This window comes from Glycomyces sambucus (genome assembly GCF_900102815.1).
In the GTDB taxonomy this organism is placed as follows: domain Bacteria; phylum Actinomycetota; class Actinomycetes; order Mycobacteriales; family Micromonosporaceae; genus Glycomyces; species Glycomyces sambucus.
The window spans coordinates 64,197-79,451 of record NZ_FNGF01000002.1; the positions used below are offsets into that span (position 1 = coordinate 64,197).

Annotated in this window: 6 protein-coding genes; 3 read left to right on the top strand and 3 right to left on the bottom strand. The window is 72.7% G+C overall.

Features of this window, described 5'->3' with window-relative positions; genetic code table 11:
- Positions 1-87 precede the first annotated feature (87 nt).
- Both BLS99_RS05505 and BLS99_RS05510 read left to right on the top strand, forming a co-directional pair.
- On the top strand, positions 88-9,696 hold the full coding sequence (locus BLS99_RS05505; protein WP_091045097.1) for a Tc toxin subunit A-related protein: 9,609 nt from the start codon (positions 88-90) through the stop codon (positions 9,694-9,696).
- A gap of 401 nt (positions 9,697-10,097) precedes the next feature.
- A complete protein-coding gene (locus BLS99_RS05510; RefSeq protein ID WP_091045100.1) occupies positions 10,098-10,637 on the top strand; it encodes a DinB family protein in 540 nt (179 codons plus the stop codon).
- Position 10,638: 1 nt separating this feature from the next.
- Here the strand turns inward: BLS99_RS05510 and BLS99_RS05515 are convergent, their stop codons facing one another.
- On the bottom strand, positions 10,639-11,721 hold the full coding sequence (locus BLS99_RS05515) for a winged helix DNA-binding domain-containing protein (RefSeq protein ID WP_091045103.1): 1,083 nt from the start codon (positions 11,719-11,721) through the stop codon (positions 10,639-10,641).
- A 123-nt stretch (positions 11,722-11,844) separates the two neighbouring features.
- Between BLS99_RS05515 and BLS99_RS05520 the strand changes: the two genes are divergently transcribed.
- Positions 11,845-12,309, top strand: a complete 465-nt coding sequence (locus BLS99_RS05520; protein ID WP_091045105.1) for a DoxX family protein — start codon at positions 11,845-11,847, stop codon at positions 12,307-12,309.
- Between the two features lie 105 nt (positions 12,310-12,414).
- Here the strand turns inward: BLS99_RS05520 and BLS99_RS05525 are convergent, their stop codons facing one another.
- Positions 12,415-13,758, bottom strand: coding sequence for an HtaA domain-containing protein (locus BLS99_RS05525; RefSeq protein WP_091045108.1), 1,344 nt, complete (start codon positions 13,756-13,758; stop codon positions 12,415-12,417).
- A 3-nt stretch (positions 13,759-13,761) separates the two neighbouring features.
- Positions 13,762-15,138, bottom strand: a complete 1,377-nt coding sequence (locus tag BLS99_RS05530; RefSeq protein WP_091045111.1) for an HtaA domain-containing protein — start codon at positions 15,136-15,138, stop codon at positions 13,762-13,764.
- Positions 15,139-15,255 lie beyond the last annotated feature (117 nt).

Below are 15,255 nucleotides of genomic sequence, written 5' to 3' on the forward strand. Positions count from 1 at the left end.
GGCCCGGCGCCGCCACCGCACCGACCACCGCGCACCCACCCCAGTTGCGAGATCCACGGGACCGCCGCAGCACAGAGAGGACCCGACATGACCCAGCCGAAGCGGCACTTCAGCCCCGACGCGATCCGCAAGCTCGCCCTGCCGGTCGAGACCGCCGCCGCCCCGCCCGGCGCCGACCCCGACCGCACCATGGCCATCCAGCTCCCCGGCTTCACCGAGGAGCCCGCCGGCGGCGACGTCGCCGCCCTCCAGGCCGCCCTCACCCGCCTGCGCCACCCCATCGACGCCGACGAGCTCGCCGACGTCCGCCTCGGACCCTCCACCAGGGACGCCGTGCGCCGCCTCCAGGCCGGTGCCGGCCTCATCCGCTCCGGCGTCGTCACCCCCGAGACCGCCGGGCAGATCAAGCGCGAACTCGAGCACCGCTACTTCACCGACGCCCCCTACCGGGCCGCGAAGATCCAGGGCCTCCTCACCGCCCTCGGCCACCGCATCGACCCCGCCGAGATCGCCGACCGCAAGGTCGGCTCCACCACCGCCGCCGCGATCCAGCAGTTCCGCGCCCGCACCAAGTCCCGCGGCGTCTCCTGGTGGCTCGACGAGGCCCTCGTCGAACGCCTCCGCGCCGAAGCCCTCCAGGCCCGCCTCGGCTCCCGCACCCAGTTCGGCAAGGCCCAGCGGACCCTCGTGCGCGCGCTGGCGATCGCGAAGCTCGACGTCGCCGTCGGCGCCGACGAGCTCGCCTCCCGCCAGGCCGGCCCCGGCACCCAGGCCGCCCTGCGCGCCTTCCAGGCCAAGTACCGCCTCCCCGCGTCCGGCCGCTTCGACCTCGCCACCATGGACAAGCTCGACGCCGTCGCCAACTCCCGGCCCGCGCCCGTCAAGACCCTCAAGGTCAAGTCCGCGCTCGGCCTCGCCACCCTCAAGCGCCAGTCGAAGCTGAACATGCGCGGCGGCCACGTCGCCACCGCCCAGAAGGCCCTCGCCCACTTCGGCTACCCCGTGCCCATGTCCGAGCACGGCGAGGCCCGCTACGGCAAGGCCACCCGCAAGGCCGTCCTCGCGTTCCAGGCCGCCAAGCACCTGCCCGCCACCGGCCAGCTCGACGGCCCCACCCTCAAGGCCCTCAACCTCGACATCCTCGCCGCGCTCCCCGCCGACAAGCAGCCCACCGCCCGCTACCGGCTCCGCGGGTCCGTGCGCGACGCGCTGTGGCGGCCCGTCAAGGGCGCCAAGGTCCGGCTCGCGTTCCGCTCCCTCGCCGGGGAGGGCGAGCCGGTCGGCACCCGCGTCACGAGCGAGTCCGGGTTCTACGACCTCCCGTACGACCCGCCGCGCGACCCCCAGACGAAGGAGGTCGTCAAGCCCCTCCACCTCGTCGTCACCTTCACCGGCCCCGACAGCGCGCCCCTCGGCTCGCGCATCCTGTTCAACCCCACGCCGATCCAGTGGACCAACCAGACCATCGGCGACCGCCCCTACCGCGGCTCCTCCCTCTACGAGACCCAGCGCGCCGCCCTGGACGCCGTGCTCGGCGGCATGGGCGTCACCGACCTCGTCGAGGACGGCGAGCGCAACGACGTCACCGTCGCCGCCCTCGAAGCCGGGCTCACCCAGTACGAGGTCATGCGCCTGGTCCTGTCCGTGCGCGCCGCCAAGCACGTCGGCGACCCCGCCCTCGGCGCCGCTCTCTACTTCGGATTCATCGCCCAGGGCCTCCCCGGCACCCTCCCCGAGGAGCTCCTCGCCGCCACCGACGAGTGGACCCGCATCGACGCCCTCACCGCCGACACCGCCCGCGGCATCCTCCTCCTCGGCCCCGAGAAGCAGGCCGAGGCGTTCGCCCGCGCCGCCGACGGCAACCTCGTCCCCATCGCCCTCGTCCGCGACGAGGAGGCCGTCCTCGGCGCCCTCACCACGCGCTCCGTCGGCGCCGTCCTCGCCGCCCCGCCCCTCGGCGGCGACGCCTCCCTCAAGCAGCTCCTCGACACCTCCGACCTCGACGCCGGCCACTACGACACCGTCGCCGCCATGCTCCTCCAGCACGGCGAGACCAGCGAGGCGTTCTGGACCGACCTCACCGGCGCCGCGGCCGACCTCGGCGGCCACGCCGTCGTCGCCGACGTCGCCGCCTCCATGGAGACCGCCGCCATCGCGGGCGGCCACGCCCCCGCCGCCGCCCACCTCAAGGCCCTCGCCGACGCCCCCGACCTCGCCGGGCCCCGCCACCTCGCCCGCCTCTCCACCGCCGAATGGGACGCCGTCGTCGCCGCCACCGGCTACCCCGACGACACCCCCGGCGACGACCCCGCGGGCCGGGCCGCCCACTACGCCCGCACCCTGGAGGCCACCGCCGCCGAGCACTACCCGACCACCGCCCTCATCGCCGAACTCGCCCGCACCGACGGCCACGGACTCACCCTCGTCGACCAGGCCGCCGCCTTCATCGACGACCACCCCGACCTCGAACTCAAGGCCACCGGCCTCGACGCCTACGTCCGCGAGCACGACCTCGACCTCGACGCCGACCTCCGCGGCGAACTCCGCGTCCAGCAGCGCGCCGTCCGCCTCGCCCCCAACCACAAAGCGGGCGCCGCCCTCCTCGCCGAGCACCTCCACTCCGCCGGCCAGATCGCCGCCCTCGACCGCGCCGAACTCGCCGCCCGCCTCACCGCCCACGAGGGCGTCACCGACCGCGACGCCGCGAACGTCCACGCCAACGCCCAGATCGCCTACGCCCACGTCCTCTCCCAGGTCGCCACCTACCGGGCCGACCTCGCCCCCGGCCAGTTCCACGTCTTCTCCGGCCAGACCGTCACCCTCGCCGACGCCACCGGCGTCCTCGGCGACGTCCCCGACCTCGCCCTCCTCTTCGGCGGGCTCGACTACTGCGAATGCGGCCACTGCGAATCCGTGTACGGCCCCGCCGCCTACCTCGCCGACCTCCTCCGCTTCCTCTCCACGCGCCCCGCCAAGACCACCGGCACCGCCACGATCCTCTCCGTCCTCCAGGCCCGCCGCCCCGACATCGACGACCTGCTCCTCAACTGCGCCAACACCGACACCGCCCTGCCCTACATCGACCTCGTCAACGAACTGCTCGAACGCGCCGTCCCCGCGGCCGGACCGCCCGCCGCGCAGCCCCAGACCACCCGCACCGCCGCCGAGCTCCGCGCCGTCCCCGAACACCTGCACGCCCCCGCCTACGAGACCGTCAAGGCCGCCCGCTTCCCCGTCCGCGGCGCCTTCAACGCCTGGCAGGAGGAGGCCCGCGTCATCCTCGCCCACCTCGGCGTCCCCCGCCACGAGCTCATGCGCCTCCTCGGCCCCGCCACCGCCCCCGCGCACACCTCCGCCGCCGGCGAGTACTTCGGACTGTCCACACTCGACGTCCAGCTCGTCACCGTCCCCGCCCCCGGCCAGGCCGTGCAGGACGACATCTGGGGCACCGACACCACCGACACCGAGTCCGGCGTCCTCCCCTTCCTCCACCACGCCGGCCTCACCTACACCGAACTCCTCGACCTCCTCGACACCGCCTGGATCCACGGCGCCGGCCACGTCGACCTCCAGCGCCCCGACGGCACCTGCCTCCTCGAAGAGCAGTCCCTCACCGGCCTCGACCCCGACACCTACGACCGCCTCCACCGCTTCATCCGCCTGTGGCGCCACACCTCCTGGACCCCCGCCCAGCTCGACCGGCTCCTGCGCGCCCCCGGCCTCGGCGGCGGCGCCCTCGACGCCCAGGCCCTGCGCCGCCTCGCCGCGTTCGCCGAACTCGCCAAGCGCCTGCGCCTCGCCTTCGAACCGGCCCTCCTCCTCTACGGCCCCCTGGGCACCGAGCCCGGACCCGACGGCGCCCGCTCGCCCTACGCCGACCTGTTCCTCAACCCCAACCTCCTCGACCCGCTCGACCCCGCCTTCGCCCTGCCCCTGCCCGGCACCGAGCCCATGGACGACCACCGGCCCGCGCTCGCCGCCGCCTGGCAGGTCGGCGAGGCCGACCTCGACCTGCTCCTGGCCCGCACCGGACCGAACCTCACCCTCGCCGACCTCACCAGGCCGCTGCGGTACGCGACCCTCGCGAACGCCCTGCGGCTGCCCGTCGCCGAACTCCTCGCCCTGGTCGACCTCGCCGCCGCCGAGGTCCCCGACCCGTTCGCCGACCCGTTCGCGACCACCGCGTTCACCGACCGCCACGGCGAGGTCGCGGCCGCCGGGCTCGCCGTGGCCGAACTCGACTGGCTCCTCAACGACCGCCCCGACGCCCCTTTCGGGCAGCGCACCGAGGCCATCACCGAGCAGCTCGACGCGCTCCGCGAGGGCCTGCGCACCACGCCCGCCGACGAGGTCGACGGCCAGATCGCCGCCACCGTCGCCGCCACCTTCTCCCTCCCCGACGAGCAGGCGGTCACCCTCCTCGACCTTCTGCGCCCCGCCGGGGCGCTCCGCGAGGTCTTCGAGCACCCCGACTTCACGGTCCAGAACGAGGACGGCACCTACACCCACCCGCTCACCGAGGACCACTTCGGCGAGCTGTACTCCGCCTGGCGCCTCCTCCACAAGGCCGCGTACCTGGTGCGCCTCATGCACATCGACGCCGCCGACCTGCCGTGGCTCATGGACCGCGCCGCCGCCTCGGGCTGGCTCCACCCCGGCTCGCTCCCGGTCGCCGCGGCCGACCCGGCCGCCTCGATGGGGGAGTGGCGTGCGCTCGCCGCCTGGCTCGTGCTGCGCCGGCGCTACCCCAAGCCCGAGGAGACCGGCTGGCCCGAGGTGTTCGACGCCGCGGCGGCGGGCGACCCGGTCGCCGACGTCCGCGCCGACGTCGCGGCCCTGACCGGCTGGAGCACCGCCGACCTGGAGGTCCTCGACTCGGGGAATGTCACATATTACTCCGATGTGGACGCCCTGACCCGGGCCCGCACCGCCCTCGACGCCCTCCGCCGCCTCGGCGTCCCCGCCGCCGAGGCCCTCCAGTGGGTCGACCGCGACGACGACGCCGGCGGCGCCCAGCGCCTGGCCGCCGAGCACCTGCGCCAGACCATGAAGTCCAAGTACGACACCGGCGCCTGGCTCGCCCTCATGCCCGAACTCCAGGACCCCCTCCGCGAGGCCCGCCGCGACGCCCTCACCGCCTACCTCGTCGAGCACTCCCTGCGCACCACCGCGCCCACGATCACCGCCGAGGGCCGCGAATGGGAGAACCCCCGCCACTGGAAGGACAGCACCGACCTCCAGCGCTGGTTCCTCCTCGACACCGAGATGACCTCCGTCCAGCTCACCTCCCGCCTCAAGCAGGCCATCAGCGCCGTCCAGATGTTCGCCCAGCGGTGCCTGCTCAACCTCGAACTGCCCCTCGTGCGCATCACCGCCGCCCAGACCGCCGACACCACCTCCCTCGACTCGTGGAGCCAGTGGGAGTGGATGAGCGGCTACCGCCTCTGGGAGGCCAACCGGAAGGTCTTCCTCTACCCCGAGAACTGGATCGAGGCCGAACTGCGCGACGACAAGACCCCGTTCTTCGTCGAGCTCGAAGACCGCCTCTCCCAAGGGGAGCTGACCGACGCCAACGCCGAGGAGGGCTACCGCGACTACCTCCGCAAACTCGTCGAGGTCTCCCACATGCAGACCCTCGGCATCACCCACGAGCAGCACCCCGGCGCCGACCGCGTCCACGTCGTCGCCAGGTCCGCCTCCCAGCCGAGCCACTGCTACTACCGCAGCTTCGACGTCGCCTACGGCGAGTGGACCGGCTGGGAGCGCATCGACGCCGACATCCCCGCCGACCAGGTCGTCCCCGCCGTCTACCGCGGCCGGCTCCACCTGTTCTGGCTCCAGTTCGAGGAGAAGACCCAGCAGCCCAAGCGCCAGCCCCCCGCCGAGCCCTCCGGCTCCCCGAGCCAGACCGCCGACCCGGCCCGCACCCTGGAGATCGAGCTGTGCTGGGCCGAGCGCACCCCCGACGGGTGGACCTCGCGCCGCACCAGCGGCGAGAAGCTCATCCACCCCTGGCAGCGCCCCCGCTCCTCCTACACCCTCAAGCCCCGCCACCGCGCGAACCAGCTGTGGCTCGACGTCTACATCTCCTCCTCCCCGGAGTTCAACGACGCCCGCTTCTACGACGAGTTCACCGACTCCCACGAGCGGATGACCAAGCGCCACTACTCGGTCCTGCACTGGCCGTGGCACTCCTCCTCGTTCGTGTTCACCGGCGCGGTCGTCGACCTGAAGATGAAGCCCATGTACGGCAACTACACCCGCCGCTCCGACGGGACGCTGTTCACCGCCGACTCCCTGTGGCACGTGCAGACCAACTTCGGCGAGAAGGGCCGCGGCATCAAGGCGCTCGCGTCCGCCGAGCGCGGCCCGAAGCTCCGCAAGCCCGCCACGATGCGCTTCGCCAACGGCCGCCTCGGCGCGGTCGGGTCCGCGGTGGACCTCATGATCGGCTTCGAGGACACCAGGAAGCTCCTCAGCGCCGCCCGCACCCCCGCCGAGCTCGTCATGTCCCCGGGCCACCGCCAGTACAACGAGAACGCCACCTCACCGGTGATCTACCAGGACCGCGAGCGCGCCTACTGGCTCAAGCGCACCCAGGTCACCACCACGACCGCGTTCCACTACACCGGCGGCGGGGTCGGGCACTGGATCTCCGTCCCCGTGACCACCCTCGCTCACCGCTGGTTCCCGTTCTGGCACCCGCACGCCTCCGCGTTCCTCGCCGCCCTCGACACCAAGGGCGTCGAGGGGCTGGTGACGCGCGCGCAGCAGAGCATCGCGCCGAACGCCGAGACCCAGTTCTCGTACGGCCCCATGTTCGGCAACGTCATCGACCCGACCGCCCAGGGCGGCGTCGACTTCACCCGGGGCGGCGCGTACGCGGCGTACAACTGGGAGCTGTTCTTCCACGCGCCCATGCTCATCGCCGCCAAGCTCACCGCCGAGCACCGCTTCGAGGAGGCGATGCGCTGGTACCACCGGATCTTCGACCCCACGAGCACCGACGGCCCCGAGGCGCCCCAGCGGTACTGGGTGACCAAGCCGTTCTTCGACCACACCGCCGAGGACTACCGCCAGCAGCGCATCGAGTCGATCCTCGGCGACATCGGCGACCACCTGGAGGAGCTGCGGGCGTGGAAGAACCACCCGTTCTCCCCGCACACGATCGCCCGCCACCGCCCGGTCGCCTACCAGAAGGCGATCGTCATGAAGTACCTCGACAACCTCATCGGCTGGGCCGACCAGGAGTTCCGCCGCGACACCCTGGAGTCGATCAACCAGGCCGTCCTCCTCTACACGCTCGCCTCGGAGATCCTGGGCCGGCGCCCCGAGAAGGTCCCCGCGCCCGAGCGCGCCGACAAGTCCTACGCGCAGCTCACGGCCGAGAGCGCCCTGGACCCCTTCGGGAACCAGGACGTGGCCGCGATCCTGGAGGGCTTCGCGCCGCCGCTCGACCTCACCGCCGAGCCCGCGGAGCTCGGCGGGGGCGAACCGCTCCCGCACCTGGAGGTCAAGTACTTCGGGATCCCGGTGAACGACAAGCTCACCGGCTACTGGGACACCGTCGCCGACCGCCTCTTCAAGGTCCGCCACGGCCTCAACATCGAGGGCGTGTTCCGCCAGCTCCCGCTGTTCGAGCCGCCCCTCGACCCGGGGATGCTCGTCAAGGCCGCCGCCGCGGGCGCCGACCTCTCCAGCATCCTGGGCCTGTTCACCGCCACCGACACCCGCTACCGGTTCCCGGTGCTCGCGGCCCGCTGCGCGCAGCTCCTCGCCGAGCTGCGGGCCCTGGGGGAGAAGTTGCTGCGCATCCTGGAGACCCGCGACGCCGAGGAGCTGGTGCTCCTGCGCGCGAGCCAGGAGGCCGCGCTCAACCGCGCGATCCAGACGGTGCGCGAGCTCCAGGAGGACGAGGCCGCCGCGTCCCGCGCCGCGCTGGAGGCCGGCCGCGAGGCGATGAACACGCGGATCGCCTACCACGGCAGCGTGGTCCGCATGAACGCCTTCGAACTGTCCGCCGTCACGATGCAGAACCTCGGGCTCTCCCGGAACCAGACCAGCGCCATCATGTCCGGCGTCGCCGGGATCGCGAACCTCATCCCCGACTTCTCCATCGGCATCGCCGGCTTCGGCGGCTCCCCGACGGTGAGCATGTCCATCGGCGGCTCCAACATCTCCGGGTACCTGGGGAACCTCGCCTCGATGGTCAACGGCTTCGCCGGGATGCTCCACACCGGAGCGGGCATGGCCGAGTCGCAGGGCCGCTACACCCGCCAGTTCGACGACCACCGGTTCAACCGGGACCTCGCCGCGAACGACCTCGCCCAGCTGGAGGCCCAGATCGCAGTGGCCCAGCTCCGCGAGCAGATCACCGCCGCCGAGACCGCCAACCACCTCCAGGCCACCGCCGACGCCGAGGCGATCGAGGACTACCTGCGCGACAAGTACACCAGCAAGCAGCTCTACGAGTGGATGCTCGGCAAGGTGTCCACGGTGTACTTCCAGGCGTACCAGATCGCATTCGACACCGCCATGCTCGCGCAGCAGTCCTACCAGTTCGAGCTGGCCGAACCGGACGCCTCGTTCATCCAGTTCGGCTACTGGGACTCCCTGCGCAAGGGCCTGCTCGCCCCCGAGCGGCTCACGAACGACCTGCGCCGCATGGAGTCCTCCTACATGGAGAAGCGTAAGCGCGACCTGGAGCTGACCAAGCACGTGTCCCTCGCCCAGGTCGACCCGCTCGCCCTCCTGGCGCTCAAGACGACCGGGCAGGCCGCGGTCCGGCTCCCCGAGTGGCTCTTCGACCTCGACTACCCCGGCCACTACCGGCGCCGCCTCAAGTCCGTCGCGGTCTCCGTCCCGTGCGTCGTCGGCCCCTACACGTCGATCAACTGCACGCTCACGGTGACCGGCAACGGGGTCCGGCTCACCGACGCGGTCGCGGGCGGCTACGGCGACCCGCTCGCCGGCGGCGACCCGCGGTTCTGGACCAGTCCCGTGCCGACGCAGGCGATCGCGACCAGCCACGCCGTCAACGACCGCGGCATGTTCGAGCTGCGCTTCGAGGACGACCGCTTTCTGCCCTTCGAGGGCGCCGGCGCGGCCAGCGACTGGACGATCTCGCTCCCCAAGGCCCACAACCAGTTCGACTTCGCCTCGATCACCGACGTGGTGCTCCACCTCGACTACACCGCCCGCGCGGGCGGGCCGGGCCTGACCGACCTCGCGGTCGCCAACCTCGACGAGGTCCTGCCGTCCTCCGGCGCGGCCCTGTTCGCGCTGGACGAGCAGTTCGGCACCGCCTGGCACCGGATGCTGTTCCCCGAGGCCGAGGACGACCAGGAGCTGGTGTTCGCGCTCGGCCTGGAGCACCTGCCGTTCTGGGCCCGGGTCCGGGCCGCCTCCGCCCCGGTGAAGGTCGCCGCCGCCGACCTCGTGATCGACACCGCCCACACCGACGCGTTCACCGTCGAGTGGCGCCTGCCCGGCCAGGCGTCGGCCTCGGAGGTGCCGGGCGCGAACGACCCGGCGTTCGGAGGCGCCCCGCACTCGGCGGTCGCGCCCGTGCCGGCCCCGGCGATGCTGGGGGAGTGGCGGCTCAAGCTCAAGCGGGCGGTCGCGGCCGACTACACCGGACTGCTCGCCGAAGACGTCAGGCGCGCATACCTGTTGGTCCGATTCGACATCGGCTGAACAGCTGATTCCTCCATTCGAGGACCCGGACGCCTTGACCGCTAAGGCGTCCGGGCATTACAATTGAGAGGTCTCGGTGATACTTAAAGTTAGTGTATGGTGTGGACAAATAGTCTGTAGAAAGAAAAAGCGGTAGCAAAAGAAGGTCCTCGAGTCATTTTTAAGGCTTTCGTCGTTTCGGTTCGTTGCGGTGGGGCCTTTTTTCTTGCCCTGAAACCGCCGCCGCTGAAGCAGCCACTCCTGAAACCGACACCGCCGCAATGCGACCGACGACCACCACCGTTCACGCGGCCTCCGGTGCCCGCTCCTCGGATCCGGGGGAGCGGGCACCGGCTCGTCCGGCACCCGCCCGCGACGCGCCAGGTCGTCGAGCGCGCGGTCCGGCCCGCTACAGTCCGGTCATGACGATCATCGACGCACAGGGCCGACCCGAGCCCCCGGTCGGCGGCGACGAGGCCGCGACGCTGCTCGGCTTCCTCGAATTCCACCGCGCCACCTTCGCCTGGAAGGTGAGCGGCCTGGACGCGGCGGGCCTGAACACCACCGTCGGCGCCTCCACGATGACGCTGGGCGGCATGATGAAGCACCTCGCGCTGGTCGAGATCAGCTGGTTCGCCGAGGACCTGTTCGGCCGCCCGATGGGCGAGCCGTGGGACTCCGTGGACTGGAAGGCCGACCGCGACTGGGACTGGCACTCCGCCGCCGGCGACACCCCCGAAGCGCTCCTCGCCCTGTGGGAGCGGGAGGTCGACCGCGTGCGCGCCCTCACCGCCGAGGCGATGGCCGACGGCGGGCTCGACCGCCTGGCCGTGCGCACCTGGAAGGACGGTCGCACGCCGACCCTGCGCTGGCTCCTGGTCCACATGATCGAGGAGTACGCGCGCCACAACGGCCACGCCGACCTCATCCGCGAGGCGGTCGACGGCCGGACCGGCGAGTAGGTCAGGCCGCGTACTCGACGCCCGTGAGGGCGGCTCCGCGGAACGCGGCCAGCCGCTCGGCCTCGGCCTCCACCGACGTCCGCTCGGCGGCGGTGAGCCGGCCCCACGGCTCCAGGAGGACCGTGAACCGCTTCCCGGACTTGCGTGGCCGCCACAGCCCCGCGATCCGGCCGCCCGCCAGGAGCGCGCCGGGGCGCCCGAGGACCGGCCACAGCGCCTTCGCCTTCGCGGGGTCGTCCACGAGGAGTCTGCGGTCGCGCGACTGGAGCAGCAGGTCGTAGGGGCCGACGAGCCGCACCGCCTCGGCGTCGGCCTCGCGCAGCGCCGCCTCGTCCCCGGCGAGGATCCACCGCGGCTCGCCCGCGACCTCGATCTCGACGGCGTCCTCGGGCCAGTGCGCCTTGACCTCCTTGACGGGCGAGTCGACGTACTCGGCGACCTCCTTGACCGTGGCCGGCCCGCACAGGTGCAGGTACGCCCGGACCGGGTCGAGCCGGTCGGGGAACGTCGTGCCTGCCTCGAACCCCTTGGCGGGCTTGAGGACCGGCGGCGAGGTGTGCGGCTCCAGCTCGAGTCCGGCGCGGACGGCGGCGAGCCGGAACGGCATCTCGTACAGGTGCACCGCGTCGCAGGACCGGCAGAACCGCTGGTACGGCTCCGGCAGCGTCTCGTGGAGCCGGCCCGAGACGTCGCCTTTCACCATGGGGGCCTTGACGGTCGCGCGCATCTCGGCGGCGACCGTGTCGAGGGCCTCCAGGATCGGGATGCCCGCGGCCTTGAGCGGCTTGGAGGCGTCGAAGATCCGCTTGGCCGCGTCGGCGTCCGACCACGGGGCGACGGCCGCGGCGACCGCGTTCAGGTCGGACCGCCGGTACGCGTGCGGGGCGCCGCGCAGGGTCCACAGCCAGACCAGGTTCGCCTCGTCGGCGTCGAGTCCGCGCACCGCCAGCGCCCACATCGCCCCGTCTGGCCCGGTCTCCTGGGCGCCGAGGTCGAGGACCGCGGTGTCGGCGAGCGTGCCGTCCTCGCGGTCGAGCTGCTGGACGCGGGTGCGGTAGCGGACCACCTGTCGGCTGTCGATCATGACCTCACCGTATCCCCGCGCGCCGACACCGGTCCGGGAACGGCGTCCCGCGGCGATGAATCCGGGCGGTTCGCCTCGTCTGCACCTACGAGAGCCCGACATCCCTCGGAAGGACGAGACACCATGAGCACCAACGAGATTGCCCCCAACGACCTTGCCTCCGGCGACGCCGCCGCCGACGATTCCGCCGCGGGCGCCGCCGCCCGCCCCGGACGCGGCCCGCACGTCGCCTTCTGGGTCCTCCAGGCCCTCGCGGCCGCCTTCATCATCGTCGCCTCGGGCACCCCGAAGCTGCTCGGCGCCGAGTCCGCGGCGGCGGGCTTCGACCTCATCGGCTGGGGCGACTGGTTCATGTACGCGATCGGGGCCCTGGAAGTCGCCGGCGGGGTCGGCCTGTTGATCCCGCGCCTGTCCGGTCTGGCCGCGACCTGCCTGGGCCTGCTCATGATCGGCGCCGCGATCTTCAACGCCACGATCCTGGACTTCCCGGTCGTCACCCCGCTGATCCTGCTCGTGGTGTTCGCCGCGATCGCGTGGGTGCGCCGCTCCCAGACCCGCCGCCTCTTCACCGAGGGCTTCACGTCCTGAACGGGACGCGCGGAGGGCCGGTGGCATCGCCACCGGCCCTCGCTCGTGCGAGAGGGGAGGGGCCGCCCGGATTGCAGGCGGGGCGGCCCCTCCGTGTGAGTGAGGCTAGGGCTGGAGCGCGCGGCGGCGCGCCAGGACCATGACCGCCGCGCCGCCGGCGAGGAGCGCGCCGGCCGCGGCGATGAACAAGGTCAGCGGGGAACCGGTGACCGGGAGCTTCGGCGAGCCCGCGCCGGAGGCGCCGGTCGTGGTCTCCTCGCCGCCGCCACCGCCGCCGGGGTTGCCGGTCGGCTCGCAGGTGGTGTCGGGGGCGCCGTCGACCGCGACGCTGAACGACAGCGCGTCGAGCTCGGAGCCCGCCGGGTAGAACCCGCCGAACCAGTCCACCCCGTCGGCCGCGACCACGGCCGCCGCACCGGAGACCGCGACGACGCCGTCCTCGATCGCGAGCTCGTCGACCGCCACGTCGGCGATCCGGGTGTCGCCGGAGAACACCGCGAGGCCGCCGTCGGTGGACTTGACGCTCACGTCGGCCAGGTCGAGGTCGAGTTCGCCCTCGTGGCCGTAGAAGTTGACCCCGCCCGCGAAGGCGGCGTCGAGGCTGCACGTCTCGGCCGCGAAGGTGCCCGAGGCGTCGGGGAAGCGGTAGGTCCCGTCCTCGTTCTCCGCGGCCGGTTCCTGGACGGTGATCTCGCCGTTCGCGATCGGGCCGGTGACGTAGTCCCGGAAGGACTCCTTGACGCCCCAGTCGGCGTCGCCGCCGGTGACGTCGTAGACCTCGCCGCCCGGCTCCTCCGTGGTCGGGGCCTCGGAGCTCGACTCCTCCTCGGAGGGCTCCTCGGTCAGGTCGGCCTCGTAGGCGATCGTGATCGGGTCGAGGGCCGCTCCGGCCTGGTAGAACCCGGCGAACGCCTCGGCGCCGTCGGCGGTCAGGGTCACGGGGGCGTCGGTGAGGGTGGTGAACCCGTCGACCCAGGTCCACTGGCCCACTTCGAAGTCGGCGAAGTGGACGTCCTCGAAGACCTCCCCGTTGGAGGTCACGTCGGCGTAGATCGCGCCCGTGTAGCCCACGGTGTCGCTGACGGTCGCGACGTTCTCGATGAGGAGGTCGAGCGCGCCGTGGTGGCCGGTGAAGCGGACGCCGCCGCCGGACTCGGTCGCGGTGGTCTGGGTCGTCTGGTCGAGCGTGCCGGTGACGGGCGCGAAGGTGAAGGTGCCGTCCCCGTTCTGGGCGGCGCCGTCCACGACCTCGATCGCACCGCCCGCGATGGGGCCGGTCACGTAGTTGCGGAAGGTCTCCTTGACGCCCCAGGTGACCGAACCGTCCACGATGGGGTAAGCGGCGGGCTCCTGGGCCTGGGCGGGGAGGGCGGCGAGTCCGAGGACCGTGCCGGCGCCCAGTGCGACCGCGGACAGGACCGCGAGGCGCTTTCTGACGGGGGCTCTCATGGGTCATTTCTCCTTGTCGTTCGCCGGGGCGGCGTCGCCGCCGGTCCCGGCCGCTTCGGGGGTGTCCTCTTCTTCAGGGGTGCCCGCGGAGGGGGCGGCCTCCGGGGTGGCTTCGGATCGCTTGCGGCGCTGGACGACCGCGACGACCGCGGCTCCGGCGCCGAGGAGGAGCGCAACGGCGGCGGGGACGGTCCACACCAGCGGGTCCACGCCGTCCTCAGTGGACGCCTCGTCGGCGCTCGTCGCCTCGCTCGCGCCGGTCTCGACCGGGGCGGGGTCCGAGCCGAGGTCGGGCAGGGCCGGCAGTATCGCGTCAGCGGTGAGCGGCACGGCGATGAGCAGCGGGTCCATGGGGTCTCCGGCCTGGTAGAACCCGCCGAAGACGGGCACCGCCGCTTCGGTGAGGACCGTGGGGACGTCCTCGGCGAGCAGCACGCCGCCGGTCTCGACCAGCTCGGCCGTGAAGGCCACCAGGTCGACGCGGGTCCCGGCGACCTCGGCCGAGAGCACGCCCTTCCCGTCGGTCGCGGTGACGACCGGGTCGGTGATCGCGAGGTCCACATCGGTCCCGGTGAACGCGACGGTGCCCTGGAACGCGAGCTCGTAGTCGCGCGCGGTGGCGGTGCCCGCGCCCTCGGCGAAGCGGAAGACCGCGCCGCCGTCTGCCGCGCCGTCGGCGACGGTCCATGCGCCCGCGGCGATGTCGCCGGACACGTAGTCGCGCCACGAGGTGCGCACGCCCCAGTCCACGACCGCGCCGGCCACGGTGCCGCCGGGCGCCTCGGTGGTCGCGGCCTCGCTCGGCTCCTCGGTCTCCGCGGGCGCGGCGGCCACGTCGGCGCTGAAGGACACGGGGTCGAGCTCCTGGCCCGCCTCGTAGTACCCGGCGAACGCGGCGGCGCCGTTGGCGGTGAGCGTGGCGCCGGCGCCGCTGACGGAGACGGTGCCGCCGGAGGCTTCGAGGCTCGCGCCGCCCAGGCTCGCCATGTCGGTGCGGGTGCCGTTGACGTACACGTAGAGCGTTCCGGACGAGCCGGAGTACTCCACTGACGGGTTCGCGAACGTGAGGTCGAGTTCGCCGTCGTGCCCCCAGAAGTAGACCCAGCCCTGGTAGTCGACGACGGCGGTGCCGTCCTCGTACGCGCCGGAGGCGGAGTGGAACCGGTAGTCCCCGTCCACGGTGGACGCGCCGTCGCCGGTCCGCACCTCGCCCTGGGCGATCGAGCCGGTGATGTAGGTCCGGAACGACTCCTTGACGCCCCAGTCGAGGCGGCCTCCGGAGAGGTCGTCGGCGCTCGCGGGGGCGGCCCACAGCAGGAGCGTGGCGACCAGGGCCGCGGCCGCGGTCAGTGCTCCCGCGATGCGGGTGGCGTGGGGCATGGGGGGAACCTCCGTATTCACATTCAACGAAGGCAAGGCTAACCTAAGTTCCATGCATCGAGCAAAGGGGGTGCTAACAATAGTTAGCGAAGCCTAACCTATGCTCGATCGGCCGCC

Coding starts and splice junctions, on each gene's coding strand:
- BLS99_RS05505 (WP_091045097.1), top strand. CDS start 88: ATGACCCAGCCGAAGCGGCACTTCAGCCCCGACGCGATCCGCAAGCTC.
- BLS99_RS05510 (WP_091045100.1), top strand. CDS start 10,098: ATGACGATCATCGACGCACAGGGCCGACCCGAGCCCCCGGTCGGCGGC.
- BLS99_RS05515 (WP_091045103.1), bottom strand. CDS start 11,721: ATGATCGACAGCCGACAGGTGGTCCGCTACCGCACCCGCGTCCAGCAG.
- BLS99_RS05520 (WP_091045105.1), top strand. CDS start 11,845: ATGAGCACCAACGAGATTGCCCCCAACGACCTTGCCTCCGGCGACGCC.
- BLS99_RS05525 (WP_091045108.1), bottom strand. CDS start 13,758: ATGAGAGCCCCCGTCAGAAAGCGCCTCGCGGTCCTGTCCGCGGTCGCA.
- BLS99_RS05530 (WP_091045111.1), bottom strand. CDS start 15,138: ATGCCCCACGCCACCCGCATCGCGGGAGCACTGACCGCGGCCGCGGCC.